The sequence below is a fragment of the Paenibacillus sp. B1-35 genome, from assembly GCF_050474385.1.
Taxonomy (GTDB): Bacteria; Bacillota; Bacilli; order Paenibacillales; family Paenibacillaceae; genus Paenibacillus_B; species Paenibacillus_B alvei.
In genome coordinates, this window is the sequence record NZ_JBCHVJ010000001.1 from 789,359 (window position 1) to 813,981 (window position 24,623).

Annotated in this window: 23 protein-coding genes; 21 read left to right on the forward strand and 2 right to left on the reverse strand. The window is 43.2% G+C overall.

Annotated elements, in window-relative coordinates:
- Positions 1–21: 21 nt before the first annotated feature.
- Positions 22–2,361 carry a bifunctional glutamate--cysteine ligase GshA/glutathione synthetase GshB gene (gshAB, locus tag ACQ5BJ_RS03515; RefSeq protein ID WP_430108574.1) on the forward strand — a complete coding sequence of 780 codons (2,340 nt, stop codon included), beginning with the start codon at positions 22–24 and terminating at the stop codon, positions 2,359–2,361.
- Between the two features lie 163 nt (positions 2,362–2,524).
- Here the strand turns inward: gshAB and ACQ5BJ_RS03520 are convergent, their stop codons facing one another.
- A complete protein-coding gene (locus ACQ5BJ_RS03520) occupies positions 2,525–2,806 on the reverse strand; it encodes a hypothetical protein (protein ID WP_005550679.1) in 282 nt (93 codons plus the stop codon).
- Between the two features lie 171 nt (positions 2,807–2,977).
- On the opposite strand from ACQ5BJ_RS03520, the gene ACQ5BJ_RS03525 reads away from it, so the two are divergent.
- The 10 genes from ACQ5BJ_RS03525 to ACQ5BJ_RS03570 all read left to right on the forward strand — a co-directional run bounded on the left by ACQ5BJ_RS03525 (position 2,978) and on the right by ACQ5BJ_RS03570 (position 14,117).
- Positions 2,978–3,655: a response regulator transcription factor gene (locus ACQ5BJ_RS03525; RefSeq protein WP_005550681.1), complete on the forward strand. Its 678-nt coding sequence runs from the start codon at positions 2,978–2,980 to the stop codon at positions 3,653–3,655.
- Complete coding sequence (locus tag ACQ5BJ_RS03530) at positions 3,652–5,454, forward strand: sensor histidine kinase (RefSeq protein ID WP_430108578.1); 1,803 nt, start codon at positions 3,652–3,654, stop codon at positions 5,452–5,454. The genes ACQ5BJ_RS03525 and ACQ5BJ_RS03530 overlap by 4 nt, the downstream gene beginning before the upstream one ends.
- A 195-nt stretch (positions 5,455–5,649) precedes the next feature.
- Positions 5,650–6,357, forward strand: a complete 708-nt coding sequence (locus ACQ5BJ_RS03535) for a GDSL-type esterase/lipase family protein (RefSeq protein ID WP_268620670.1) — start codon at positions 5,650–5,652, stop codon at positions 6,355–6,357.
- 30 nt (positions 6,358–6,387) lie between these two features.
- Positions 6,388–7,794, forward strand: coding sequence for an MBOAT family O-acyltransferase (locus ACQ5BJ_RS03540; RefSeq protein ID WP_430109424.1), 1,407 nt, complete (start codon positions 6,388–6,390; stop codon positions 7,792–7,794).
- Positions 7,795–7,834: 40 nt separating this feature from the next.
- A complete protein-coding gene (locus ACQ5BJ_RS03545) occupies positions 7,835–8,983 on the forward strand; it encodes a DHHW family protein (RefSeq protein WP_430108581.1) in 1,149 nt (382 codons plus the stop codon).
- A 15-nt stretch (positions 8,984–8,998) separates the two neighbouring features.
- Complete coding sequence (locus ACQ5BJ_RS03550; RefSeq protein WP_262866720.1) at positions 8,999–9,499, forward strand: DUF4358 domain-containing protein; 501 nt, start codon at positions 8,999–9,001, stop codon at positions 9,497–9,499.
- 293 nt (positions 9,500–9,792) lie between these two features.
- Positions 9,793–10,485, forward strand: a complete 693-nt coding sequence (locus ACQ5BJ_RS03555) for a response regulator transcription factor (protein ID WP_005550689.1) — start codon at positions 9,793–9,795, stop codon at positions 10,483–10,485.
- A complete protein-coding gene (locus ACQ5BJ_RS03560) occupies positions 10,482–12,020 on the forward strand; it encodes a sensor histidine kinase (RefSeq protein ID WP_262866721.1) in 1,539 nt (512 codons plus the stop codon). Before ACQ5BJ_RS03555 ends, ACQ5BJ_RS03560 begins: the two co-directional genes overlap by 4 nt.
- A gap of 201 nt (positions 12,021–12,221) precedes the next feature.
- Positions 12,222–13,385: a TolB family protein gene (locus ACQ5BJ_RS03565; RefSeq protein WP_430108585.1), complete on the forward strand. Its 1,164-nt coding sequence runs from the start codon at positions 12,222–12,224 to the stop codon at positions 13,383–13,385.
- Between the two features lie 27 nt (positions 13,386–13,412).
- Positions 13,413–14,117, forward strand: coding sequence for a stalk domain-containing protein (locus ACQ5BJ_RS03570; RefSeq protein WP_005550693.1), 705 nt, complete (start codon positions 13,413–13,415; stop codon positions 14,115–14,117).
- A 125-nt stretch (positions 14,118–14,242) separates the two neighbouring features.
- Here the strand turns inward: ACQ5BJ_RS03570 and ACQ5BJ_RS03575 are convergent, their stop codons facing one another.
- Entirely contained in the window at positions 14,243–14,995 is a 753-nt protein-coding gene (locus ACQ5BJ_RS03575) for a polysaccharide deacetylase family protein (protein ID WP_430108588.1), read from the reverse strand.
- A gap of 264 nt (positions 14,996–15,259) precedes the next feature.
- Between ACQ5BJ_RS03575 and ACQ5BJ_RS03580 the strand changes: the two genes are divergently transcribed.
- From ACQ5BJ_RS03580 to ACQ5BJ_RS03625, 10 genes are all read left to right on the forward strand, one after another.
- Positions 15,260–15,496, forward strand: a complete 237-nt coding sequence (locus ACQ5BJ_RS03580) for a hypothetical protein (protein ID WP_268620657.1) — start codon at positions 15,260–15,262, stop codon at positions 15,494–15,496.
- 408 nt (positions 15,497–15,904) lie between these two features.
- Positions 15,905–16,903 (forward strand): fatty acid desaturase family protein, encoded by a 999-nt coding sequence (locus ACQ5BJ_RS03585; protein ID WP_268620715.1) that lies wholly within the window; start codon positions 15,905–15,907, stop codon positions 16,901–16,903.
- 30 nt (positions 16,904–16,933) lie between these two features.
- A complete protein-coding gene (locus ACQ5BJ_RS03590; protein ID WP_268620656.1) occupies positions 16,934–17,557 on the forward strand; it encodes a LysE/ArgO family amino acid transporter in 624 nt (207 codons plus the stop codon).
- A gap of 221 nt (positions 17,558–17,778) precedes the next feature.
- Entirely contained in the window at positions 17,779–18,012 is a 234-nt protein-coding gene (locus tag ACQ5BJ_RS03595; protein WP_005550699.1) for a glycine zipper domain-containing protein, read from the forward strand.
- A gap of 497 nt (positions 18,013–18,509) precedes the next feature.
- Entirely contained in the window at positions 18,510–19,217 is a 708-nt protein-coding gene (locus tag ACQ5BJ_RS03600) for a response regulator transcription factor (protein ID WP_040736805.1), read from the forward strand.
- The gene (locus ACQ5BJ_RS03605) at positions 19,214–20,620 is read left to right on the forward strand and encodes a sensor histidine kinase (RefSeq protein ID WP_262866722.1); all 1,407 of its coding nucleotides are present in this window, start codon (positions 19,214–19,216) and stop codon (positions 20,618–20,620) included. The genes ACQ5BJ_RS03600 and ACQ5BJ_RS03605 overlap by 4 nt, the downstream gene beginning before the upstream one ends.
- Before the next feature lie 348 nt (positions 20,621–20,968).
- Entirely contained in the window at positions 20,969–21,226 is a 258-nt protein-coding gene (locus ACQ5BJ_RS03610) for a hypothetical protein (RefSeq protein ID WP_005550704.1), read from the forward strand.
- A gap of 337 nt (positions 21,227–21,563) precedes the next feature.
- The gene (locus tag ACQ5BJ_RS03615; protein ID WP_005550705.1) at positions 21,564–22,220 is read left to right on the forward strand and encodes a response regulator transcription factor; all 657 of its coding nucleotides are present in this window, start codon (positions 21,564–21,566) and stop codon (positions 22,218–22,220) included.
- Positions 22,221–22,223: 3 nt separating this feature from the next.
- A complete protein-coding gene (locus tag ACQ5BJ_RS03620; protein WP_430108595.1) occupies positions 22,224–23,663 on the forward strand; it encodes an ATP-binding protein in 1,440 nt (479 codons plus the stop codon).
- Positions 23,660–24,439: a hypothetical protein gene (locus tag ACQ5BJ_RS03625; protein WP_005550707.1), complete on the forward strand. Its 780-nt coding sequence runs from the start codon at positions 23,660–23,662 to the stop codon at positions 24,437–24,439. The genes ACQ5BJ_RS03620 and ACQ5BJ_RS03625 overlap by 4 nt, the downstream gene beginning before the upstream one ends.
- Positions 24,440–24,623 lie beyond the last annotated feature (184 nt).

The following is a 24,623-nucleotide window of genomic DNA, read 5'->3' on the forward strand; positions in this document are numbered from 1 at the left end:
GAATGAAGGAAGGTTCAACATGTGAATTTGCTACATCGTGATATCATACAACAAATCGTCGATAAATCGTTAAATATGGACTTGTTTCGAGGTCAATTTGGCTTAGAGAAAGAGAATGTTAGGGTAGATCATGAAGGTAAATTGGCGCTAACCCCACATCCTAAGACGTTTGGAAGTAAAACGGAGAATCCCTATATCCAAACCGACTTTTCAGAGAGTCAGATCGAGATGATTACCCCATCTTTTGACTCGATTGAAGAGACCTATCGATTCATGGAAGCTATCCATGATATTGTGTCATTAGAGCTTGATGGGGAGTACTTGTGGCCAAGCAGTAATCCTCCAATCTTACCTGATGAAAAAGAGATTCCTATTGCTAAGGTAAATGATCCTGTTGCGGATGAATACCGACATGAATTAGCAGATAAGTATGGTCGCAAAAGACAACTGCTAAGTGGAATCCATTATAATTTCTCGTTTGATGAACGGCTCTTACGAAAGTTGCATGAAACGCTAGGGCAAGGTGAAGCCTACAAGGACTTCAAGGATGCAATTTATTTTAAGATCGCACGCAACCTGCTTCGGTACCGTTGGTTGCTCATCTATTTAACAGGGGCAAGTCCAGTCTTTGATAAGACCTATATCGACAAGTGTGTGTCATTAGGCCATTCAGATGATAACAAGAGCTACTACTTCCCGAATATGAATTCGCTGCGAAATAGTGTATGTGGCTATCGGAATGAAAAACCGTTCTATGTATCCTTTGATTCAACACATGACTACGTTCGGGATTTGAACAGGTTAATTCGGCAGGGCGAATTGCTAAATGCAAAGGAATTCTACAGCCCCGTTCGCTTGAAAACAGCCAAAGGGTTGAATCCTTTGCAAGAACTTGTAGAAGACGGAGTAGCTTATTTAGAGCTGCGCTTGATTGATCTCAATCCACTACATAAGATTGGGATTAGTAAAGATACGATGTATGTTATCCACCTATTCATTCTCTTTATGCTGCTCAAAGAAGATGAGCCTTTCGGTACGGAAGACCAGAAGATGGCGGATCTCAATCATGATCAGGTGATCACGGGAGGCATGGAAGGGAACTTATATGATTCTAGGGGCTCCCGCAGCACGATGAAGGAGATGGCACTTGCTTGTATCCGTGAGATGCAAGAAATGGTGCGGCGTTTGAATCCTGACGGGGAAGAGTTGATCCAAATCCTAGATGGGGAGATGCAAAAAATCCTTTATCCCGAGTTGTGCTTTGCCTACAGGATTAAGTCGGACATTCAGAAATCCACTTATATGAAATATCATCTGGCTAAAGCCAAAGTGTATGCCGAAGAGAGCGAGAAGAGTGGGTACCGTTTTGTTGGATATGAAGATTTAGAATTATCGACTCAATTGCTTCTAAAGGCAGCTATGAAACGTGGGATTACGTTCAAATTAATCGACCGAGACGAAAATTTCGTTCTGCTTACTAAGGGAGATCACAAGGAATATGTAAAGCAGGCTACCAAGACATCGCTTGATTCCTACAGTACGGTATTGATCATGGAGAATAAAATTGTGACGAAAGAAGTTCTAAAAGAGCGTGGCATTCGAGTACCGAATGGGGATGCCTTCCGTAGTCAGGAAGAGGCATTGGCTGCCTATGAAACGTACCGTGACAAAGCTATCGTCATTAAACCGAAGTCCACCAACTTTGGGTTAGGTATCACCATATTTAATCGTTCGTTCACGAAAGAGGACTACCAAAAAGCATTCGAGATGGCGTTTAAATACGATCAGACGGTTCTGCTTGAAGAATTCATGACAGGTAAGGAGTATCGATTCCTAGTCATGGGCGATGAAGTTGTAGGGATACTGCATCGCGTACCGGCGAATGTCGTGGGTGATGGAGTTCACACGATTGAGCAGCTCGTCCATGAAAAGAATAAAGATCCGCTACGGGGTCGCGGTTATAAGACGCCTTTAGAGAAAATACAGCTAGGCGAAGCAGAAACCATGTACTTAAAGAATCATAACCATCAATGGAGTGAGATCCCTTCCTTAGGTCAAGTTGTCTATTTACGGGAAAACTCCAATATCAGTACAGGTGGAGATAGTCTTGACTATACCGATGAAATTCCAGAAAGTTATAAGAGATTAGCCATTGAATCAGCAAAGGCCGCAGGGGCTACTTTATGTGGAGTAGACATGATGATTGATGATATTACAATTGAAGCATCCGATTCCAATTACAGTATTATTGAGATCAACTTTAACCCAGCCATTCATATCCACTGCTATCCATACAAGGGGAAGAACCGTAAGGCGGATGAGAAAATTATCGACTTGCTGTTTGGAGAATTGGCAAACTAATTATGAATAGCCGATCTGCTTATAGCGATCGGTTTTTTTCTTTGTAAGTAAAAATAAAAAACTATGGGTAGTGGGTACCTAGTGGTTAATGGATTCAAACCAATCTTCTGCCCGGTTATTACAAACCGTATGGAAGATTGGTTTTGATGATATAAGAAGCTGCTTATACTTTACGCTTTGCGACTTCTTGATATAATGTCTCCAGATGTTGTTGAACGCTTCGAAGTTCATCCTTTCCTCTTAATGTAATATCGTATAGGGAACCTGTGATCGTTAGATAACCTTCGCTCGTCAGATGATCCAGCTCTTGTTTTACTTGCTGTGGACTACATTGATAGCCGTGGCTGTTCATTTCAGGTTGGATCTCCTCAGGTGCAAGTGCATGTTGATTCGCATGATACAACAGGTGAATGCGTGTAAATGCGTTTTCGAAATCTGAATGCATGGTGAAAAATCCCCTTCTCATAAATGGTATTCAATCACAGTTATCATTGTTTTTCTGTCCCTGCATTATGCATTCCCCCGACGAATCGGTTGAAAAATATACTTGATCATGGTTAAACTTCTTGTATGATCAGCTAGCATTCACTTTACAACAATCAACGAGGTATAAATCATGACAAAAACCATTCTAATCGTCGAAGACGAGCATATATTGCGGGAAATTATGAAAGACTATTTTAGCAACGAAGGATATAACGTTCTAGAAGCAGGGGATGGCAAAGCAGCATTACAAATATTTCAGGAAAATAACGTGGATCTGCTTATTCTTGATATTATGCTGCCAGAATTAGATGGTTGGTCTGTATGTCGTCGGATTCGAAAAATTTCAAATGTTCCTATTATTATGCTGACCGCTCGCGTAGATGAGGACGATACATTGCTCGGGTTTGAACTGGGGACAGACGACTACGTTACCAAGCCTTACAGCCCTCCAATCTTACTCGCACGAGCGAAGCGATTGCTAGTAAACCGACAAATGCAAGAAATGGACAACGAAATGATCACTAGCAGCGGCATTTCAGTCTATGTGCAGTCTCGTACGGTTACAGTAGATGGAGTTAGCTGCAGCTTGACTCATACTGAATTTGAAATACTTGCGTACTTAATGAAGCACAAAGGGATTATTATCACGCGCGAACAATTGATAACGAAAATATGGGGTTATGACTATGAAGGCGATGAACGGACGATCAACAGTCATATACGGAATTTGCGTCAAAAACTAGGGGACAAATCTGATTGCATCGTTACGGTTGTTCGGTCTGGCTATAAATTTGAGGAGATAACATGAAAAAAGGGATCGTATTCAAATTATTTGTGTTAACAACAGCGCTATGTTTGCTTATCCTCGCCATCATTTATTTTGGCCAAACCGTATTTTTCAAGAAATATTATGTCCATCAAAAGGTAGAGAATGTGAAAGCAAGCCTTGAAGCATTCGCTCAAAACTATGCTAACCCAGACAATCACACGGTAGAGATACAGCGGCTGGAACAGGAATTTTATCGAGAGCATAATACATGGGTAACTGTACTTGATCAACTCGGCAATATAAAAGAAAGCAATGATGACTCGATCGAAGTGAAAATAAATGGCGTTAGTGGTGGGGATTTCGCTGCCAAAACCATCACAATCCCTTTATATAGCTTTAATGATTTTCAGGGAATCCGACAAGGACATGAATTTCTACGAAAAGGGACCGACGCCGTAATTCAAGTCCTTAGAAAAGGGATAGAAGTTATTCCTTATCGAATGAGCATATATAACTTCGCACTTACGTGGGAGAATAATCAAATTGCAAACAAAGAACATGAGCTCTTTCCAAATGGAAATGAAGAAGATTGGAATAATGAGAAATTCCCCAGTCTTTACTTAACCGGTACCATAACGAAAACGACACTTCCTGCAAAAAATGAACCTATACGATTCATTTATTCGAACCATCTGTTCTTAGACCGAATCAGAGCATTTCAAGCAGAATTGCTATTGAAGAATGTAGAAGCGGCAACCGCTGCATTAGAGGGTGCGTACGAAGAGAATGAGATCAAATATAAACAGTTAGTTATGCCTATAAAAGACAAAGAGGGGAAGGACGCATATCTATTTGCAATGACCTCCCTGCAGCCAGTTGATGAAGCCGTGCAGATGATCCAGGATTATTATGTTTATCTCATTGTATTCGTTCTGGTGCTCATATTGCTGGCCTCATTCTATTATTCCAAAGGTATCGCCAGACCTTTATTGCGAATCAATCAAATGACCAAGAAAATAACGGAGCTGGATTTCTCTGAAAAGCTTCCGATTACGTCAAAGGATGAGATCGGGGCTCTCTCCCGCAATATTAATGAGCTATCGGACAAGTTGCATTCCTACATCCAAAAGCTTCAGCATGACATTGAAAAGGAAAAGCAGTTGGAGCATACACGCAAGGAATTCATTTCCGGTGTGTCACATGAATTGAAAACCCCTCTGAGTGTCATCCAGAGCTGTCTGTCAATATTGAAAGATGGGGTAGCGAATCACAAGAAGGATTACTACTTTGCTGCGATGGAGAGTGAAGTGAAGAGAATGGATCTTCTCATCGTGGACATGTTGAAATTAGCGAAATATGAATCAGGTACCTATAAAATACAACTGGACACATTCCGTATCGATACAGTCATTGATGAATCGTGTAAGAAGCTCTCTGCAGAAATCGCAAAAAAGCAATTGAACTTACATGTATCCCTTGCTCCGATCGAAGTCGTGGCCAATCAGCTCCTCATCGGTCAAGTCATCGTCAACTTTATCAATAATGCGATACGCTACACTCCAGAGGGGCATTCCATTCATATTTCCATGAATGAGGAACAGGAATCGGTGAAGGTATGTATTGAAAATACAGGTGTCCATATACCGTCAGAGAAAATCGAGAAAATATGGGATCGCTTTTATCGGGGAGAAGCTTCCCGCCATCGTTCTACTGGAGGAACTGGCCTTGGGCTAGCCATTTCCAAAAAAATATTGGAACTACATGAGGTTAATTACGGTGCACGCAATACAACAGATGGTGTTCTGTTCTTTTTCTACCTCAAGAAAAGCAACTTCTAAAAAAGCCATAAGCCAAACCAATTCAGATTCGGTATCCAGGAGCAGTTCTTGTCAACATCAAGAACTGCTCTTATTTTATTTCAAATCAATCTCTTCTGCACTTTATCTGCATCTCTCCACATTAAACTATCCATTGTTATGAGGTAAGACAACACATACATCAATGGACAAAAAAGGGAGTCACAGGAGAGGAAGATGATAATGTTGAACACATGGAAAACGATACTGCTGGCAGGGATGCTTGTTATTTCCCTAACTGCTTGTGCAAATCAAAATGGCGGAACATCTTCGATGGCAGTTGATACAGAAACCTCAACGAACAAAGACGCAACAACGCTAAAAGAAGCCGCAACATCAATGAATGAAAATGATGAATTGAAATCGTTGTTCAAAAAAAGTGTATTCTTTGGCGATTCCATTACAGAAGGGTTTATGTTTCATGATGTTTTAGACATCAGGAATGTATTTGGAGAGGCCGGCAAAACAGCCTTCTTCGCGGTAAAAGACAATGACGTGGCCAAGCTGGTCGAGAGAAATCCTGAGCATTTATTTATCGCTCTCGGCTCAGATGACATCCTCTGGCCAACGGATAATCCGTTGCAGTTCGCGATTCAACAATATGGCTTGCTGCTCGACCAGATCAAAGAGAAGCTCCCTTCAACCAAAATAACGATATTGTCGGTAACCCCGGTAACAGAGAAAGCATTAAAAGAAGAGCCGCGGTACTCCAATATTGCCGCTTACAATCAAATGTTGAAAGAACTGGCTGGCAAAAAACAAGTGAAGTTTGTAGATGTATCCTCTATTGCTGAGCAGAATCCAGCTCTCTATGAGGAGGACGGCATTCATTTCAAAGCTGAATTTTATCCGCTTCTGCTCGACTTTCTGAAAGGCGAACTGTAATACGCTTCGCATGAAGGAGGTCGACGAGTGTTGGTATTTAGCAGTCTGATTTTTTTGTACCTGTTTTTGCCGATGACCCTTCTCATCTATTTTATAGCACCGAATCAACTGCGAAATGTAATTTTGATTGTAGCAAGCTTAGTGTTCTATGCATGGGGAGAACCTGTTTACATCTTTCTCATGATCTTTTCAACTGTAATCGATTATGGGTATGGGTTGCTTATTGATAAATATCGGTATCGAAAAAGTACAGCTAGAGCATTGTTGGTCTGTTCCCTTGTCGGAAATCTTGGGATTCTCGGTTTCTTTAAATATTACGGATTTCTGGTTGAGAACCTCAATTCGCTGTTTGGCTTGCATGTAGAAGTAACGACACTCCCGCTCCCTGTAGGCATTTCCTTTTACACATTCCAAACCATGTCTTATATTATCGACGTGTATCGAGATAAGGTTCCCGTTCAGAAAAATCTGATCGCTTTCGGCACCTATGTGACGATGTTCCCGCAGCTTGTTGCAGGGCCTATCGTTGCATACGGTGATGTTGCGAAACAACTTATACTGCGAAAGATTCCATTATCGCGATTTGGGGAAGGCACACAATTGTTCGTTAGAGGCCTTGCAAAAAAGGTGCTGCTTGCGAATCATATCGGCATGCTCTGGTCAAGCATCAAAGCATCACCTGCGTCTGACTTAACCGTAGCATCTTCTTGGATCGGCATTCTTGCCTTTAGCCTGCAAATCTATTTCGACTTCAGTGGATATTCAGATATGGCGCGCGGCCTTGGCAAAATGTTCGGTTTTGAGCTCACAAAGAATTTCAATTATCCGTATATTTCAACCAGTGTCTCAGAGTTTTGGCGTAGATGGCACATATCACTAGGTTCTTGGTTCCGGGAGTACGTATACATTCCTCTAGGCGGGAACAGGGTAAGGGGCGTGAAGCAGTTCCGCAATTTATTTGTTGTATGGTTCCTGACCGGATTGTGGCATGGTGCAAGCTGGAATTTCATCATATGGGGTCTTTATTTCGGATGCTTTATTGCGATTGAGAAGCTGTTCCTGCATAAATGGTTGATGCATCTCCCTCGCGTAATGGGGAATTTATATACACTTCTCATAGTCATGGTGGGATGGGTATTCTTTGATCTAGATGGTTTATCGGCAGCCATCTCATTTCTAGAAGCTATGTTTGGCTTCAGCACATACCATTATGCTGATAACAACACTTATTATTATTTGTCGACGAATCTAGTTGTATTGCTGCTTGCAATGCTAGCAGCTACGCCGTTGCCGAGGAAGATGTTGTCAGCACTGAAAAAAAGATACCCATTAGGGAGCGCAATTTTATCGCCAATCGTTTATGTTCTATTCCTGTTACTCTCTACAGCCTATTTGGTCAATGACACGTATAATCCCTTCTTGTACTTTAGATTTTAAGAAAATGGTACATCACATCTTACTAAGGAGGTGATTTCACTTGAATCGTTATGACAAGTTGTCTCAGTCTGTTATCGCTGTATTGTTTCTTTCACTAATCGGCCTTATTTTCATACTCAACCTGATCCTGCCGAAGCGGGAATTCTCAGAGGAAGAAAATCGGAAGCTTGAGCAGTTACCGACGTTTTCATTTCACAGCTTTATTTCGGGGAAGTTCACATCCAACTTTGAGAAGTTTATGACGGATCAATTCGTAGTTAGAGATGTATGGGTCGGTGTAAAGTCAAATGCGGATCAAGCGATAGGTAAAAAAGAAAGTAACGGTGTGTATCTTGGTAAAGACGGCTATTTAATTCAGAAATTCGCTAAAATAAATAAAAAAGAGCTCGAAGAGAAAATTCAATCGATCAATGCTTTTCATTCTGCGACGCCTGACCTTAATAAGTATGTAATCCTTGCTCCAACCGCTGTTAGTGTGCTGCAAAGCAAGCTCCCTACATACGTATCTGAGAATCGAGAGCTGGACGCTCTTCATACCGTAAAAACTTCTTTGAATCCAGGGATTCGCTATGTTGATGTATACCCAGTGCTCTCTTTGCATCAGAATGAACCGATCTATTATAAAACCGATCATCATTGGACAAGTAAGGGTGCTTACTATGCGTACCAGCAGCTAAGCAATTGGATGGGGTTCCAGCCGATGCAGGAAGAGGAATTCGATATACAGACGGTAACATACGATTTCTATGGTTCCTTATATTCAAAGAGCGGATTTAGGAATTTGCACCCGGACAGCATAGATTTGTATGTGCCGAAGCACGAAGGGAAGGTAACCGTCGATTATGTCGAAGAGGAACAGTCCACGAATTCGATGTATGCGATGGACAATGTGAAGAAGAAGGACAAGTACACCGTATTTTTTAACGGCAATCATTCTATGATTCAGATTAAAACAAGTAATCACGAAGGAAAGAAACTGCTGGTGATCAAGGATTCCTATGCGAACAGCTTCGTACCTTTTTTAACATCGCATTTCAGTGAAATTTATATGGTTGACCTTCGATATGATGAAGGAGATGTTGCTGCGCTTGCGAAACAGCATCAAATCCATGACATGTTGATTCTGTATAACATGAATACATTCATTGAAGATCCATCGATCAATTATATAGCGAACGAAGAAGGGTAAGGAAGGAGCGGGATCATGCCCATGAACTTTTATCATCATATTGCTAGAAATAAACGTTTCTTTGCATTACTCCTATTCATCTTTGCAATTAGCGCATTAGTAGGATGTGCTTCGGAGCAGTCAGACATTAATGTGTCTGCTGCCAAGATAGAGGATCAGATGAAACAATCGGTCAAGTTCGATAAGCTGAAAAAAGGGGACGCGCATAAGCTGAAGAAGCTGTACGACCTTGGTACAGAACAAGTTGAGGACTTCTTGGTATATACTGCTTCTTCTAACGTCAGAGCGGATGAAATTGTTGTCATTAAAGTGAAGGATGAAAGTCAGATAGATAGTGTCAAGGCAAGTATTGCACGAAGAATCGACGCTCAAGCAGTTAAATTTAAGGATTATCGCCCTGATGAATATGCTCTTCTTGAAAAACACGTACTAAAGGTGAAATCTCACTATGTTCTGTTTGCGGTCTCAGCTGATGCTGAGCAGATCGAAAAGGCATTTGACGAAGCATTAAAGTAAAAATAGGTTACTGAACGATTCGGCCTATTGCGGGAAAGCATCAAACAGGTCGTATGTACAAGATTTATATGGTTATCGGCTGCATCAGAACATTTTTCTGGTGCAGCTTTTTGTATAGAAGGACTGATTATATCGGAAGGGTTATAAAACATATCGTCCATCGCCGCTATGGTTTTCTTGTACACTTAGCAGCAAACTTATGTTACCATCAAATAGGTATTATATTCCATAAGGACTTATAACGTCAAAAATAGATTGTTGAGCTAACCATAAATAAATTAGTGGAGATGTCCATGATCAAAGTACTTGTGGTCGATGACGAGAGCAGCATCCAGGCGGCCTTAGTGTACGCGCTGAGCAGGGAAGGTTATGAGGTGGAGACAGCAGCCGACGGTCAGGAGGCGCTGGAAAAGGTGGAGACGTTCTCGCCCGAAGTTATGGTGCTCGATGTCATGATGCCTCGTGTAAGCGGTTATGACGTATGCCGCAAGCTGGATGGACAGCCGCGGCCTGCGATTCTGCTGCTGACTGTCAAGAATGATATTGTCGATAAAGTGCTGGGGCTGGAGCTGGGCGCTGACGATTACATGACCAAGCCTTTTGATATGCGGGAGCTGTTGGCCAGAGTCAAGGCTCTATCACGCCGGGGAGGTTATGTACAACAAATGCAGCAGGAGCAGCAACAGGATGTGCTGAGATTGGGGGATTTAACCGCAGAGATGTTCAGCCGCACGGTATCTATCGAAGGAGAACTGCTGGATTTAACGCCTAAGGAATTTGATCTGCTGGTCTTGCTGATGCGCAATCCGGGTCGAGTCTATTCACGGGAAATGCTGCTGGAGAAGGTATGGGATATGGATTTTGCGGGCGGCACCCGCACCGTAGACATCCATGTACAGCGGCTGCGCAAAAAGCTGGGCACTCACCATGGACTTATTCAGACCGTGTACGGAATCGGCTATAAAAGCACGGGTCACCCTAGATGACCGGAAAATTTCGACTGGGCCTAAAGGGGAAAATGTCTTTGCTGCTCGCCCTGCTGCTGGTTTTTGTCGTGACCTGCCTGAGCGTGCTGGTGCTGAGCGGCATCCGGGAGAACCAGCGAACCATGCTTGAGCAGTCTTTTACCCGCCAGGTAGAAGCTGCTAATCTGCGCGTGCGGGAAGAATATCTGACCGAAGACAGGATGCCGCCGAATCAGTTTATGCAGCAGATGGGTCAACGGCTGGCCGTGGATTTGGGCGCACAAAGCGGCATGGCGGTGACTCTGTATACGGTGGATGGCTCCATTGCCGGCACCTCGCTGCCGTTTCATCCGCAGGCCGATGTGCAGGATGCGCTGCAAATTACAACACAGGGGCAGTCGGCGTACATTACCGAAGGGGATCAACTATTGTTTCTGGCTCCCCTGTACAATGCCGAGCAGCATCTTGGCACGGTGCAGTTTCATGCTTTGCTCACCGAGCAAAATACGTTTTACGCTCAAATTCGCCAGTTGTTTCTAGTTGCCGGAGGCATCGTGCTGGGTGTCGGTTTTCTCATTGGTTACGTGTATGTCCGGCGGCAGGTCAATGTCATTGACAAAATGAACAGGGCGGCATCGCAAATTGGGCAAGGCGATTATCTATCGGGTCCTTCGGTAGTCAGAAAGGATGAGCTGGGGGAGCTTGCACAAGGAATCTATGAGATGAGCAGGAGCATCTCCACGTCAGTCGGTGCTCTGCATGAAGAAAAGCAGAAGCTGCTAGAAACGGTGGGGAGACTGCGAGAACTGGAGCAGCAGCAGAAGCAGTTCATCGGCAATATCAGCCATGAGCTGAAGACACCGTTAACCTCGATTATCGCGTACGCCGACCTATTGAATATGTACAGCGATGATCCTGCCCTGTTGGATGATGCCGGAAGGCGCATCCATAAGGAGGCACAGAGGCTGTACAGTCTTGTAGAGAAGGCGCTGCAGCTGTCAGCGATGGATGTTTACGAGTTTGAGACACATGCGATGGCGGTGTCGCTGCAGCCATTGCTGGAGGAAGCTGTGGCCCAGCTGCAAGGAAAGGCGGACATCTGCAGGGTTACGATCCATACTTCGCTTGCTGCAGGTGAGGTGTGGGCCGATCCGGAGAACGTAATGCATATCATGCTAAATTTGCTGGACAATGCGGTGAAATATAACCGACCAGGCGGACAAATTCACCTGCTAAACTACCCTGTAGCGTCAGCAGACGGAGCACATCGGATGATCATCGAGGTTGCCGATACAGGAATCGGCATTCCAGAGGAAGCTGTATCCCGCATTTTTGATCCGTTCTATACAGTCAGTAGAGATCGATCAAGAACCAGTGGCGGAACAGGACTTGGGTTAGCGCTGGTTCGCAATCTGGCTGAGAAGCAAGGGGGAACGGTGCAGCTTGCCGAGACGGGATCGGGCGGTTCGCGGTTCAGGGTTGAGCTTCCACTACATGCTCCTGGTTTGAAAGTTCAATCTATACTCCCATACAAAGGCGAAGCCCGGAATGAATGAAATCATCCGGGCTCTTCACAATGGTTAAGCGTTCAGCTTTCTGAATTGTTTACAAGTTCGTTACAAGCCAGATATGTTTGCGCAATATTGTCTCGCTATTCTAAGGGCATGGGGGAGCTTGCAGCCGGTTGGTTCGGAAGGAGACAATAACTGGATCAAGCGACCTGGGTCTGAATAACATTATTGAGCAGGAGGACCCCGATGAAGATCAACAAAGGAATATACATCGCCGGACTGCTTGCCGCGACTTTCCTGTCATCCGGCATCTTATTCGGCTGTAACGCAGAGCAGAAGATCAGCACGCCGGTTACAATAGGCCAAACCAGCGCCGGAGAGGGAGGAGGAAAACGTGAACTGACAGTCGTCAAGGAGAGCAAACCGCCCGCTGAGCAGGGAATTGCCGTTCAGCGCATACACCGGATTGATGGCGCTAATATAGAGAAATGGCTGTCAGATTATGAACTGGATATCCAGGTAACCACGTTGGAGAAGCAGGTCACCGCTGCGAAAGAAGCGCAATATAGCTACCACCGGTTCCGTTATGATCTAGAGACAGGAGAGCGGCAGAGCATCAAGGAACAGACAGGAGCGGGTCAGGATGAGGTCATCAAATCATTTCGATCACCTGATGGGAAATATAGCTTCATTCAGACTTGGAAGAATAAATATGAGGCCGTGAATGCGATCAAAAATATGGTTACAGGCGAGCAGCGTGAAGTCGCGGTCGACAATTATATGGAAGTAGGCGGCTGGCTCAATAATGACTCCTATATTCTTGCCGCCGGCTCGATGGAGGGCCGAGGCGAGATATGGAACATATCCGTGGATGGTACCCGGAAAAAGATCGATCTGCAGGATCCCGAAATCGAGATTTTCACCGAATTTGCTGTGGGTAACGGGAAGATTTATTACACAGATGCCAAAAGCCGTCTGAAAAGCTTCGCCCCTACACAATCTAAGCCAACCCTGCTTGCGGCGGATGTCTCCACGTTGAGCCTGTCTCCCGACAGTCAGCGGATTGCCGTCTCCACGGCAGGAAGCAGTGGGAAGGAAGAATCTCGTCTGCTCATCTACGATACGGGTGGTCATGTACAAGGTTTGCTAATTGGGAAAGGTGATGTGCTGACCTACCCATCCTGGTCTCCCGATTCCTCCAAGCTGGCCTTCGCGGTTTATACCGAAGATAAGGGCGGCATGAATGGTGTCTATATTTTTGATACAGTCTCCGGCAAGGTATCGCCGCTAGGGTTGACGTACTACCCGGCATATCCGTTAAGCTGGAACCCTTCCGGCTCCAGACTGGGTATCACCGTGAATGACAAAGAAAAGCTTACCGTAACCCATATTGTCGATTTCAAAATGTGAATTTGTTCAACAAAGGAGAGATTCATTGTGAAAAAAACACTTCTGTCCGCCATCGTATTGGGAATGACTTTATCGGGAGCCGCTGGTGTATATGCCGGAAGCAAGCTGGAGAAGATCAACGTTTATCTCAATCACGGCATTACCTTTCAAGTAAACGGAAGCGATCAATCTTTAACAGATAGTAATGGCAATAAGCTGGTGCCGATCACCTATCAAAATACGACGTATTTGCCTGTGCGGGCCATTTCCGACATGACTGGAATCAATGTCGGGTACGATGCCGCCAGCCAGCAGATTCGGCTGAAAACGAAGCAGACCGGCGATAGCCAGCCAGCAGGAGAATGGACAACGATCAATTACAATAAAGCTCAGATAAAGGCGATCAAAGAGGCTTACGCTGATTTTGAATCCTTTGAAACGGCCTATGCTCCAAAGCAAATGGCCAAAACCGACAGCTATGTTAAAGCTGTAGCTTCGAGCGATGGAGTCAATTTGATTTTTAAGCATATGACTGTTAATGTGTCGCCACGTGATTATTCGAGCGACTATACATTCAAGGAGGTAAAGCTGTCCAACGGCGTCAGCGCCAAGTGGTATACACCTTCCAAAACGCCGTTGCTTGGTTTCAAACTGGACGACCGGACGGTGACAATCAGTTCCCCTGATGGGACCCTGAGCAGCAGTCAAATCGAACAGGTCGCTGTTAGTGTAGCGAAACTGACTGATAATTAACAAAATCCCCCCTGATGAAGTTGAAGTCAGGGGGGATTTTTAACCCGAAACAAGGAACTCGATCAACGGGCACACTTAGATACATAAAAGGTGAGGCAAACAATACGGCTATTCAAAATTTCACATTAGAGACGTTTATCTTTCTGGAAATTTAGACGGAAGTGTTTTGCATCGCTGTATACACCGAATTTATATCCTTTCTCTTTATAAAATGTAATGATTTCAGGAAGTGCTTGTAAGGTTTGAGCTCTTTCATGCATCAGCACCACTTCTACTTGTTCAGTTGTCTGCTTTTTAACATTTTCGATAATCTGATTCGGATTATCCTTCAACTCCCAATCATGTGAATCAACAGTCCAATCCCAAACTTTTATGCCAGCCGCTACGATTTGATCCCTTATATATTGACTTTTTAGTCCTGGTACGGAACCGTAAGGTGCTCTTACTAGCTTAGGATTTGTATTGGTAATCACCTTAATAAGAGATAGTGTCTCTCTCATTTCGGGTACAAACTGTCCGTCATTATACAGCTTCTTATGGTTATGGGTCATACTATGTGCTCCAATATAATGTCCTTCTTTACTTGCATGCTTCACATTCTCCTGAAATTTAGTAGTTTGTAGGTTATTGCCCTGCATAAAAAATGTTGCTTTTACATTGTATTCTTTTAGTACATCTAGAAATTGTCCAGTTAATTGACTAGGGCCATCATCAAATGTGAGATAAACAACTTTCTCTTTTGCCAATCCATCAATTGTAATAGGATTTGATTTTCCTAATATAAAGAACAAGTTAATTGAAGTTATAAGAACAATGCAAAAAGTTAAGGCCACCTTTCTTGCTCTACTTTTTCCAGTACCATGACTTGAAATGCTCATTTTTCTACTCATCCTTATTATGAAATGATTTTACATGAAAATGGGAATGTCCCATACATGAACAATAAGTAGAGTAATAGATGGAGATGTAGAAGAGATGCAGATAAGATATAAATCATTTCAAGAATATCCGAAGGGACGGAATCAAATCAGTAAAACACTCGATATGGAGAGCGTCTGCATCCAGAATTGGATCTCCTCTGCACCGAATATTGATTTTTCTATTCTATGATATGGGTATCTTGCAAGAAGGAGATATTGCATATGAAAAGGGTACAACGATGGGGAAGCATTATTCTGTCAGCGGCGATTCTATGGACACTTGTAGCCTGCGGCGCGGCCGACGACAAGGGTCAGACTCCGCTCGCTACGACACAGGCGCCTGCGGGCAGCGTTCAGGATTTGTTCTGCAGCAGCTTGTTCGTAGGCGACTCCATTATCGGGGGACTGACGAACGATTGCCTGCTGCCTGAAGCGAACGAAATGGGTTTTACCGATTAATTGGCTCTGACCATCCAGGCTGCGGCTGTGAATAAGGAAACCCATTATTAGACTCTATCGTGCAAATCATGGTAGGGTCTTAATCATTTTCTTCATGGATACTCCACATCGTCGGAACGAATCATTGTTTCCACAACATGATCTTAAACCGTCTTACCTTGAAGATAAAAGTAGTGATTCTCTGTTAAACAAAGGTTTACACGACATTGCATATAAGGTAGTATATAGATGTTAAATCGATCAGAAATTACCATTATAAATGTGTGAATGAAGGAGATTGAAGTCTTGTATTGGAGGTGATCTGAGAATTCAACCCGTTGCCCATCAAGATATGTTGCTTAGTCTCATTACTTCTTTAATAAGACAGCATCCTTGTTGATGAAGAAAAGCTAAGGAGGAGGCATAATGATGGAAGAAGCTGCACGCAGCGAGAAACACATCGTGAAGAAGGCGATATTCTCAACTGAGATTCGCAAGAAAGTGCAAAAGCTGCAGAAGAGGAACAATTGGTATAACTTCTTCGCAATTAGTTACGACTGGCTGATTATTGCAGGAGGAATCTATTTGGCCAAAGCTTATCCAAGTTGGTGGATGTACTTGATTAGTCTCTGCTTAATTGGCAGTAGGATGAGGGCCTTCGACAACTTAATGCACGAGGCCAGTCATATTTTATTATTTGAGAACCGCAATTTGAATAAGTGGATGGCTTGCTTTTTTGTAGCATTTCCCGTCTTTACTTCCTACACGACTTACTGCAAATCACATTACATGCATCACAAGCACCTGTGGGATCCAGAACATGACCCTGATACGAAGCGCTACGCGTTAATCGGGCTGGATAAGCCCCAGGACAGTATCAAACAATTTCTGTTTCGTCACATCCTCAAGCCCTTAACCTTAACACATGTTCCCAAGTATATTTACGGAACGATTCGTGTAAACATCCTATCCAAGGAAGAACCATGGTCAGAAAAGCTTGCCAAATCAATTTATTGGCTTACAATAATAGCAAGTAGTATTTACTTCGGCTTTTGGAAAGAACTCTTATTATTCTGGTTTGTGCCATTGCTAACGACTTTCCAGATCTTTCGATATTGGGCTGAGATGGCAGAGCATTCCGGTCTGAAAACAGACAATGAACTGTACGCAAGCCGCAACACGTTCGGCAATCCAATTGAACGTTTTTTGATTCACCCACACCACGACAATTTCCACCTTGTTCATCACCTGTTTCCGGCAGTACCGCATTACAACTTGAAGAAAGCACATCTGCTGCTAATGGAGGACGAGGAATATAGGAATGCACATCACTGCACTGGATTTTTTAAATCATTTGTTCCCGGTTTCTTTAGCGCCATTGAAGACATCTGTGGAAGGCACTTTGGCCGCAATAAAAGAATAGAATAGCATCTCAGCAGGACAATAGGAGGAAGGATCTTGACTGTTGCATTTTTTCATGGCGTTGCATTAGCTTTCGGACTTATTATTCCACTAGGGGCACAAAACGTATTCGTTTTTAATCAAGGCGCATTGCAGAAAAGATTGTCACGAGCATTACCCGTAATCCTAACTGCCGCATTATGTGACACCCTGCTTATCTTGCTGGCTGTGTTGGGCGTCTCCCTCGTTGTGTTGCAGCTTGCATGGCTGCAGCTTATTCTCTTTGGTGCTGGGCTAGTGTTTCTAGTCTATATGGGATGGTCCGTCTGGAAGAGTGAGCCTCCTAACACGGAGCAAGACGGGAATGTATTAAGTGCGAAGAAGCAGATATTATTTGCTCTATCTGTCTCGTTGCTAAATCCTCATGCGATCTTAGATACGATAGGCGTCATTGGCACAAGTTCACTTAGTTATACGGGGAATGAAAAGCTTGTATTTACTGCTGCATGTGTCGTTGTATCTTGGTGCTGGTTTTTTGCGCTCGCGATTGCAGGGAAGGTCGTAGGAAAGTTAGATAGCAATGGAAGGTTAATCCGTAATATCAATAAGATTTCAGCCATTATTATTTGGGCAGTCGCGATATACATACTGAAGCAACTGATTGAACAATTGATGGCATGAGGGGGGTTACCTGTAGTTGTCGTATGACAGTACATAGTGACATCATTTCAAACCGCGTAAAAGCGGTTTTTTTCTTTTTGGATCAATAGTCAAATGAATAAGACAACTGGTTATGCGACTCCCATCGGTGAATCGATTTAAAAAAGTTAGGGAACGCTATGTTTTGGAATGATACGCAGGCAAAAGCAGCGTTTCCCATTACAAAATGAGGAGTGAACGAGATGGCTAAACACAACGACCGTAACCGAAACGATGATTCTAAACAGAACACGGCTGGTATTGGTACTGGAGAGGCTGTAGGAACAGTAAGTGGTGGTGCCGTAGGTGCTGTAGTTGGTTCCGCTTTGGGACCTGTTGGTACCGTTGTAGGAGGTATCGTAGGCGCATCGTTGGGCAACAAGGCAGGCGATAATGTTGATAATAACAACGGAACTGAACAAGGTAAACAGGACTAGCTCCATATTTTAGTGAGGAAAATCAGGGCGCCGAGGAAACTCTGCACCCTGATTTGTCGGATGACCATAACATAGTGACATCTCAAAATCGTGTAAAAGCGGTTTATTTTTCTTTATGTCATAAGCTCCTGTGGGTATATACCTTCAGGAGCTTTTACCTTTTCAGTATGGAAACATTAAATTTCAAGACTTCAACATGGTTTCTACACAATATGGGTTTAAAATGCAGATAGAAAAGCGGATAGGAGGGGAAATGTCCACTGATGATGATTGTAATGCTGGTTAGTATAGGCAGAGTTCATGAACACAGACATTGCAACAGAGCAGTCTTCAAATGACGAGCAATGGACAAAATAAAGATGGAAATTTATTTTTTGAAAGATAAGGAGAAAAATATCAAACAAAGGCGATTTTTGCAAGAGAGTGCGCTCTTATCTTGAAATGAAAAGTTTATAACGTTAACATTTGAATTAGGATTGAAGAAGCGGGTGAGCAATATGTCAAAAATTCGGGTGCTTGTCGTAGATGATGAATGGAATATGCGTAATTTGCTGCGCATTTATCTCTTAAAGGAAGGCTTTGAAGTTAAGGAAGCCTCATCTGGTTACGAGGCGTTGTCCATCATGAAGCAGAGTAAATTTGATCTTGTCATTTTGGATGTCATGATGCCAGGAATGGAAGGTTGGCAGGTTTGTAAAGCAATACGTGAGACCGAAACAATACCTATCCTCATGCTCACGGCTCGCTCTGATACAAAGGATAAAGTTCATGGACTCGGGATTGGAGCTGATGATTACGTAACAAAGCCTTTTGAACCCGAAGAGTTAGTGGCGCGTGTTTTTTCCTTGTTAAGGCGTTCTATGATCAACCAATCGCAGAAGATTCAGCATACAATTATGGAATTTCATAATCTAAAAATAAACGCAGAAGCTCGCGAAGTTTATATTCATGAAAAAAGGATTGATTTTACGCCCAAAGAGTTTGATTTGTTTCTGTATCTAGCGAAAAATACGCAACGGTCTTTTCCACGAGAAGAGTTAGTTGAACGATTATGGGGTTATGAATACACCGGTGACACTCGTGCTGTTGATACCCATATAAAAAATATCCGAGAAAAACTGCAACACGCAGGTCTTGGCTACAACCCCATTGAAACCGTGTGGGGGGTAGGATACAAATTTACAGCCCAAGGGGTATCGAGATGAGGAAAAATCGAATTGGGGTGAAACTTGGTTTAATCATCATTTCAGTATTCTTTATCGTCATCTCTTTTTTGGGCGTAAGTATCTATCAGATGTTCTCTAACTTTTATCATTCGGAAATGAGAACGGAGGTTGCAGAGATGACCTCTCATTTCATCTCGATGGCAGAAACAACGAAGTCTCCCTCAGAGGAAATGATCATGACCTTCGCAGATTTTTCAAATGTGAGTATGTTTTATATCAATTCTAAAGGCGAAATAACTCTTCATACAGGTGAACACAGTGCTTCAGACCGATCGTTTATCCATCCAGAAGATATTAAGAAGATCTTCTCTGGAAATTCCATTAACTTAGAACACCAAGATCCATTAGGCAATCATTATGTCGTGATTGGACAACCGATCTATCACGATAATCAAGTATCTTCAGCAATTTATGTAATGGCCTCCACCCTAAGTATGGATAAGTCTCTTGCTGCTGTGCAAAATCTGCTGCTCCTTTCAGGAGTAGGAGCCTTTTTACTTGCCATCGGTATAACTTGGGTAATGGCTCAACTCTTTTCCCGACCGCTCATTCTTATGCAACAAGCGACAAAGAGAATTGCCGTTGGAGAGTTAGAAACACGATTAGAGATTCAACAAAAAGATGAAATTGGTGATCTAGCGGAGGCGATCAATAATTTAGCAAACGACTTACAGCGATATCGAGATACGCGGCAAGAATTTTTCGCCAACATTTCTCACGAACTCCGAACTCCGATCACGCACCTTAAAGGATATGCCAATGTGGTAAAAAACCATTTGTATCAGACAGAAGAAGAGAAGGACCGTTATCTAGACATCATTTATCAAGAAGGTGTTCGCCTCCAGCATCTGGTCGACGATCTGTTTGAACTTTCGAAGATGGAAGAAGGTAAGGTCAATCTTGTCATCGAGTGGGTCGATATAAATGACATGATAAATCAGGTCGTAAATAGAGTAACTTTAAAAGCAAAGGAAAAAGGACTAGCACTGGTTGTTCATCTTACGGATTCAATTCCGCTAATCCGCGGGGATGGAATGCGAATGGAACAGATCATGATCAATCTATTGGAAAATGCGATACGTTATACGGAACAGGGTACGATTCGAATCCATACGAGTTACACGCATGATACGGTTTCTGTTTCCATAAAGGATTCAGGCATTGGTATTCCAGAGGAGGAGCTTCCGTACATTTTTGAACGTTTCTATCGAGCAGAGAAGTCCAGATCACGGCAAACTGGCGGTACAGGGCTCGGACTATCCATTGTGAAGAAATTAGTGGAGCTGCAGGGTGGGAACATTCAGGTTACCAGTAAGAAGGGGATTGGTACTTGTTTTACGGTTCAATTTGCTCTACCGACGATACAGGAGGGGTCGATATGAAAAAAGTCGACTGGTTGATTGCCGCATTCTTTGTGACGATTGGACTGGTGTGTTTAACCGTGTCGGCTATGTATTATCAAGGAGATACTTTCATAAGTAGAATGGATTATTTCAAACTGAAGACATGCCTAGGGATCGTTGTCTTAGGTTTTCTCATTTATCTCATTTGCCGAATACTTCGATTAAAAAAGCATAAGCGAAATAGAAAGTGACTTCAATGAGGAGTCACTTTTTTTTGGATCTACGCCAATCTACACAATTTCAACATATTTGAAGATTATGATGAAAGTAATTCATCAGACAATTTACTTTTGGATAAGTGATTGACGCTTGAAAGGAGGTGACAACATGAAAAACAAGTTCATAGCGATAGTTGGTGCAACTGTTCTGACTCTTGGAATCGGATCTGCTGTTTATGCGGCAGATGTGAATCCAGGTACCTTTAAAGACATGCTTCCTTTCATGAAAGAAATGCATCCAAATTTAAATGATTCAGAATTGGAGCAAATGTACAACAATTGTCATCAAAGAGGGGGAAATTCTAACTCTCAGGGAATGATGCAAAATAACTCAATGATGCAAGGAAAAGGCGCAGGATCGATTTAATGTACGATTAATCGCAAAAAACATCTAATTGATAGAAATGTGACCCGTATAATATAAAAATTATACGGGTCATTCGCGTTTTCATAAGTTCATGCGTTCAGTTGGCCGACAATTATTTAAACGGAGTTTCGCCCAATGTGCCTTATGCGTCGCCGTATTATGGAGATTTAATATTAATTAAATGCAAGAAAGACAGATCTGCAAACCGTCCCGCAGTAGTGAAGAAAGTCGCGATCCGGTGACGGTTTTTCTCCATCTTAAAGTTGCACTTGCTGTCGTAATCTATTCTCCTTATTATGGAACATAAGAACTGCCCCTTGCAAGGAGTGCTCAAGTCATGTCACAAAAAATTTTGATTGTCGAAGACGATATTCATATCTCGAAAATTATTAAAATGAACCTCAATTTAGTAAACTATGAGACAACCGAGGCTTACGACGGCTTGGAAGCACTGGAGGCGCTGAAGCGGGCGCCGTTCGACCTCATCCTGTTGGATGTGATGATCCCGCATATGGACGGATTCGAATTGATGGAGAACATTCGTCCCTACCGCATTCCGGTCATTTTCCTGACGGCGAAAAACTCGGTATACGACAAGGTCAACGGGTTGAAGCTCGGAGCGGATGACTACATAGTCAAGCCCTTCGAAGCGATTGAGCTGCTGGCCCGGATCGAAGCCGTGTTACGAAGATACGGCAAAGAAGAGCGGCTGATGGCGTTTCAAACGATTCAAGTGGATTTGGACAAAAGGGAAGTCCTCAAACAGGGGATACCCGTCGAGCTAACGCCGAAGGAATACGACTTGCTCGTCGTTCTGCTGAAAAACAAAAATATTGCCCTCTCCAGAGAACAGTTCATCGAAAAAGTATGGGGATACGACTATTATGGGGAGACGAGAACGGTCGATATGCATATCAAATCGCTTCGCAAGAAATTGGATCTCCAGGATCATATCAAGACGATTTATAAAATGGGCTACCGGCTGGAGGACTAGGTGATGAAGTTTTGGCAGAAAATCTATGTCTTCACGATCCTCGTATTTCTAATCATCTTTCATGCAGCTTCCATCACGGTCATTGAGCGGAGCCATAACAAAATGCTCGGGCAAGAAATCAACAACGCGATGAGTCAAAATATGAGTATCCATTCGAGCGTTGAAGCGATTGTACCGATTTTGCGCATCTATGACTCTATTGATTACGAGAAAACGGTACTAACGAGAATTGCCAATGAATTTATACATAAAAACAGCGATAAACGGGTGTACCTGGATATCAGGGACGAAACGAAACGGTCGGTGTTCAGCAATATTGATTTTCCGCTGCCTGCCGAGCGCAACGAGCTGGACAAGCTGGAGGAGAACGAAATCCGCTATATTTTGCGGGACATTGACGATCGCACGATTCTCTTCACTTCGAACCTGGTGAATATCAATCATAAACCTTATGTGTTTACTTACATGGTAGATGTCACTCCCGTATATCAGGATCGGGTGGATCAGTATCATTTTTTCTTTAAGGTGGATTTGGCGGCCTGCTTCCTGTTTATGTTGATTATGTTCTTCGTAAGCAGAGGATTGACACGATCCATAGACCGGCTGAATAAGACGGCGCAGGTCATCGCTCAAGGTGGATTTTCGGAAAGGGTTCATATGAAGTCCAAAGACGAAATCGGCGTATTAGCCAATAACTTTAATGAAATGGCTGCAGTCGTGGAGGATAAAATTTCGGATCTTGAACGGCTCAATCAACAAAAGCAAAGGTTCATCGATAATTTTACTCATGAGTTAAAAACGCCGTTGACCTCCATTATAGGCTTTGCCAATTTTATGAGGACGACCAAATACAACGAGGAGCTGTTCCTTGACGGCTTAAACGTCATTTATTCGGAAGGAAAACGATTGGAATCGTTATCGCTGAAGCTTATGGACTTGATTATGCTTCAAGAGGATCGCTTCGAAATGGAGGCGCATGAGTTTGGAGCCATTGTTGCAGAAATTCGGCCGGCGCTGGAGATCATGGCTAAGGAGAAGCGGGTTCATATCGACACGGATTGCGAGGAAGGGAGCTTACTTGTCGATCCTGATATGATTAAGGTGCTGATCTTCAATCTCGTAGACAATGCAATTAAAGCTTCGGCAGAAAACCAGACCGTTGAGCTGCGTACTTTCTGGCGCGGCAGCCATTATATTGTTCAGATCGTCGATCAAGGCATCGGGATTGCCGAAGAGCATCGGGATAAAATCTTCGAGCCGTTCTATATGGCGGATAAAGCAAGAACGAGAAGCAATAACGGGGCGGGCCTTGGCCTCTCGATTTGTCAAAGTGTCACCAAATTGCACCATGCTGACATTCATATTGCAGACAATGAGATTCAGGGGACAATCGTTGAAGTTGCCTTTGCTTCGATCCAGTCGAAAGGCGGGGAACATTCGTGAAAAAATGGATTGTCGCATTTATGTGCATGGCATTCCTCGTCCTGTTGACCGGTTGTGAAGACTGGTTTAACGCGATCCCCAAGGATAAAGTGATGGTCAAACAAATCATAGAAGAGAACCCGGGCAACGAACCGGAATATGAAGGCTTGCTTTCACAAGAAACGGCGAAGACGCTTAGTCTAAAGGCGATCAATAAATTTTACGAAATGAATGTGGCAATGGATGAGCTTCAATTCGAATCAATGTACGTAGACCAGAACAAGCTTAACGATCTGCTGAACAGCCCGCGGCCGCAAGACGAACCTGTAGTTTACTACGGCGACAAAGTCTTGCCCGATCAAATTTACTATAGAGACAAAGCCTTGCTCGATCAAATCCCGAGAGGTCTATATTATGTAACCCTGACGCAATCTGAGAAGCCCAATGAGGTTTATGATGTGGTGCTGAATGCAAAAGACGGCGATGTTCTCAAAATGTCAAGAAAAGGCCGCCAACAGAGCGCCTCTCAGAGGATTACGGAAAATAAAGTCTTCGATATTGGGGATCGATCCATTATTGCGAATCGATTCATTGAGGAAAAAGGAAGTTACCTGCTGTCTGAATTGACGTTGAATCAAGATATGACGCGGTGGGACATGAATGATGCGGTGGAAATATTCTACACGAGCAAGGACAACCAAACGATCAAATACAGTGTTACGGTAAGCTTGCGAAATGAGGTCAGTGGTTTCAGTAAAGATATTATGGCGCTGCTGAGCTATATTCGAGTTAAATAGCCAGACTCATAGTCTCCAAGTCGATTGCCTATAGCGATCGGCTTTTTTATTGTTAATTTTGGAGCTCCCCGCAAAGTATCTGAAATTACTCTGAAGCCAAAGCTTCACTTAGTGGGGATTGAATTTACAACTTCTATACAAGTCCATCTAACTTCTCATATATCGGCTCATTATACTGACGGAG

Bases quoted from the DNA above. Each gene is read 5' to 3' on its own strand.
- ACQ5BJ_RS03520 (WP_005550679.1), bottom strand. From the start codon at position 2,806: ATGCATTCAGATTTCGAAAACGCATTTACACGCATTCACCTGTTGTAT.
- ACQ5BJ_RS03525 (WP_005550681.1), top strand. From the start codon at position 2,978: ATGACAAAAACCATTCTAATCGTCGAAGACGAGCATATATTGCGGGAA.
- ACQ5BJ_RS03530 (WP_430108578.1), top strand. From the start codon at position 3,652: ATGAAAAAAGGGATCGTATTCAAATTATTTGTGTTAACAACAGCGCTA.
- ACQ5BJ_RS03535 (WP_268620670.1), top strand. From the start codon at position 5,650: ATGATAATGTTGAACACATGGAAAACGATACTGCTGGCAGGGATGCTT.
- ACQ5BJ_RS03550 (WP_262866720.1), top strand. From the start codon at position 8,999: ATGCCCATGAACTTTTATCATCATATTGCTAGAAATAAACGTTTCTTT.
- ACQ5BJ_RS03555 (WP_005550689.1), top strand. From the start codon at position 9,793: ATGATCAAAGTACTTGTGGTCGATGACGAGAGCAGCATCCAGGCGGCC.
- ACQ5BJ_RS03560 (WP_262866721.1), top strand. From the start codon at position 10,482: ATGACCGGAAAATTTCGACTGGGCCTAAAGGGGAAAATGTCTTTGCTG.
- ACQ5BJ_RS03565 (WP_430108585.1), top strand. From the start codon at position 12,222: ATGAAGATCAACAAAGGAATATACATCGCCGGACTGCTTGCCGCGACT.
- ACQ5BJ_RS03575 (WP_430108588.1), bottom strand. From the start codon at position 14,995: ATGAGCATTTCAAGTCATGGTACTGGAAAAAGTAGAGCAAGAAAGGTG.
- ACQ5BJ_RS03580 (WP_268620657.1), top strand. From the start codon at position 15,260: ATGAAAAGGGTACAACGATGGGGAAGCATTATTCTGTCAGCGGCGATT.
- ACQ5BJ_RS03585 (WP_268620715.1), top strand. From the start codon at position 15,905: ATGGAAGAAGCTGCACGCAGCGAGAAACACATCGTGAAGAAGGCGATA.
- ACQ5BJ_RS03595 (WP_005550699.1), top strand. From the start codon at position 17,779: ATGGCTAAACACAACGACCGTAACCGAAACGATGATTCTAAACAGAAC.
- ACQ5BJ_RS03600 (WP_040736805.1), top strand. From the start codon at position 18,510: ATGTCAAAAATTCGGGTGCTTGTCGTAGATGATGAATGGAATATGCGT.
- ACQ5BJ_RS03605 (WP_262866722.1), top strand. From the start codon at position 19,214: ATGAGGAAAAATCGAATTGGGGTGAAACTTGGTTTAATCATCATTTCA.
- ACQ5BJ_RS03610 (WP_005550704.1), top strand. From the start codon at position 20,969: ATGAAAAACAAGTTCATAGCGATAGTTGGTGCAACTGTTCTGACTCTT.
- ACQ5BJ_RS03615 (WP_005550705.1), top strand. From the start codon at position 21,564: ATGTCACAAAAAATTTTGATTGTCGAAGACGATATTCATATCTCGAAA.
- ACQ5BJ_RS03620 (WP_430108595.1), top strand. From the start codon at position 22,224: ATGAAGTTTTGGCAGAAAATCTATGTCTTCACGATCCTCGTATTTCTA.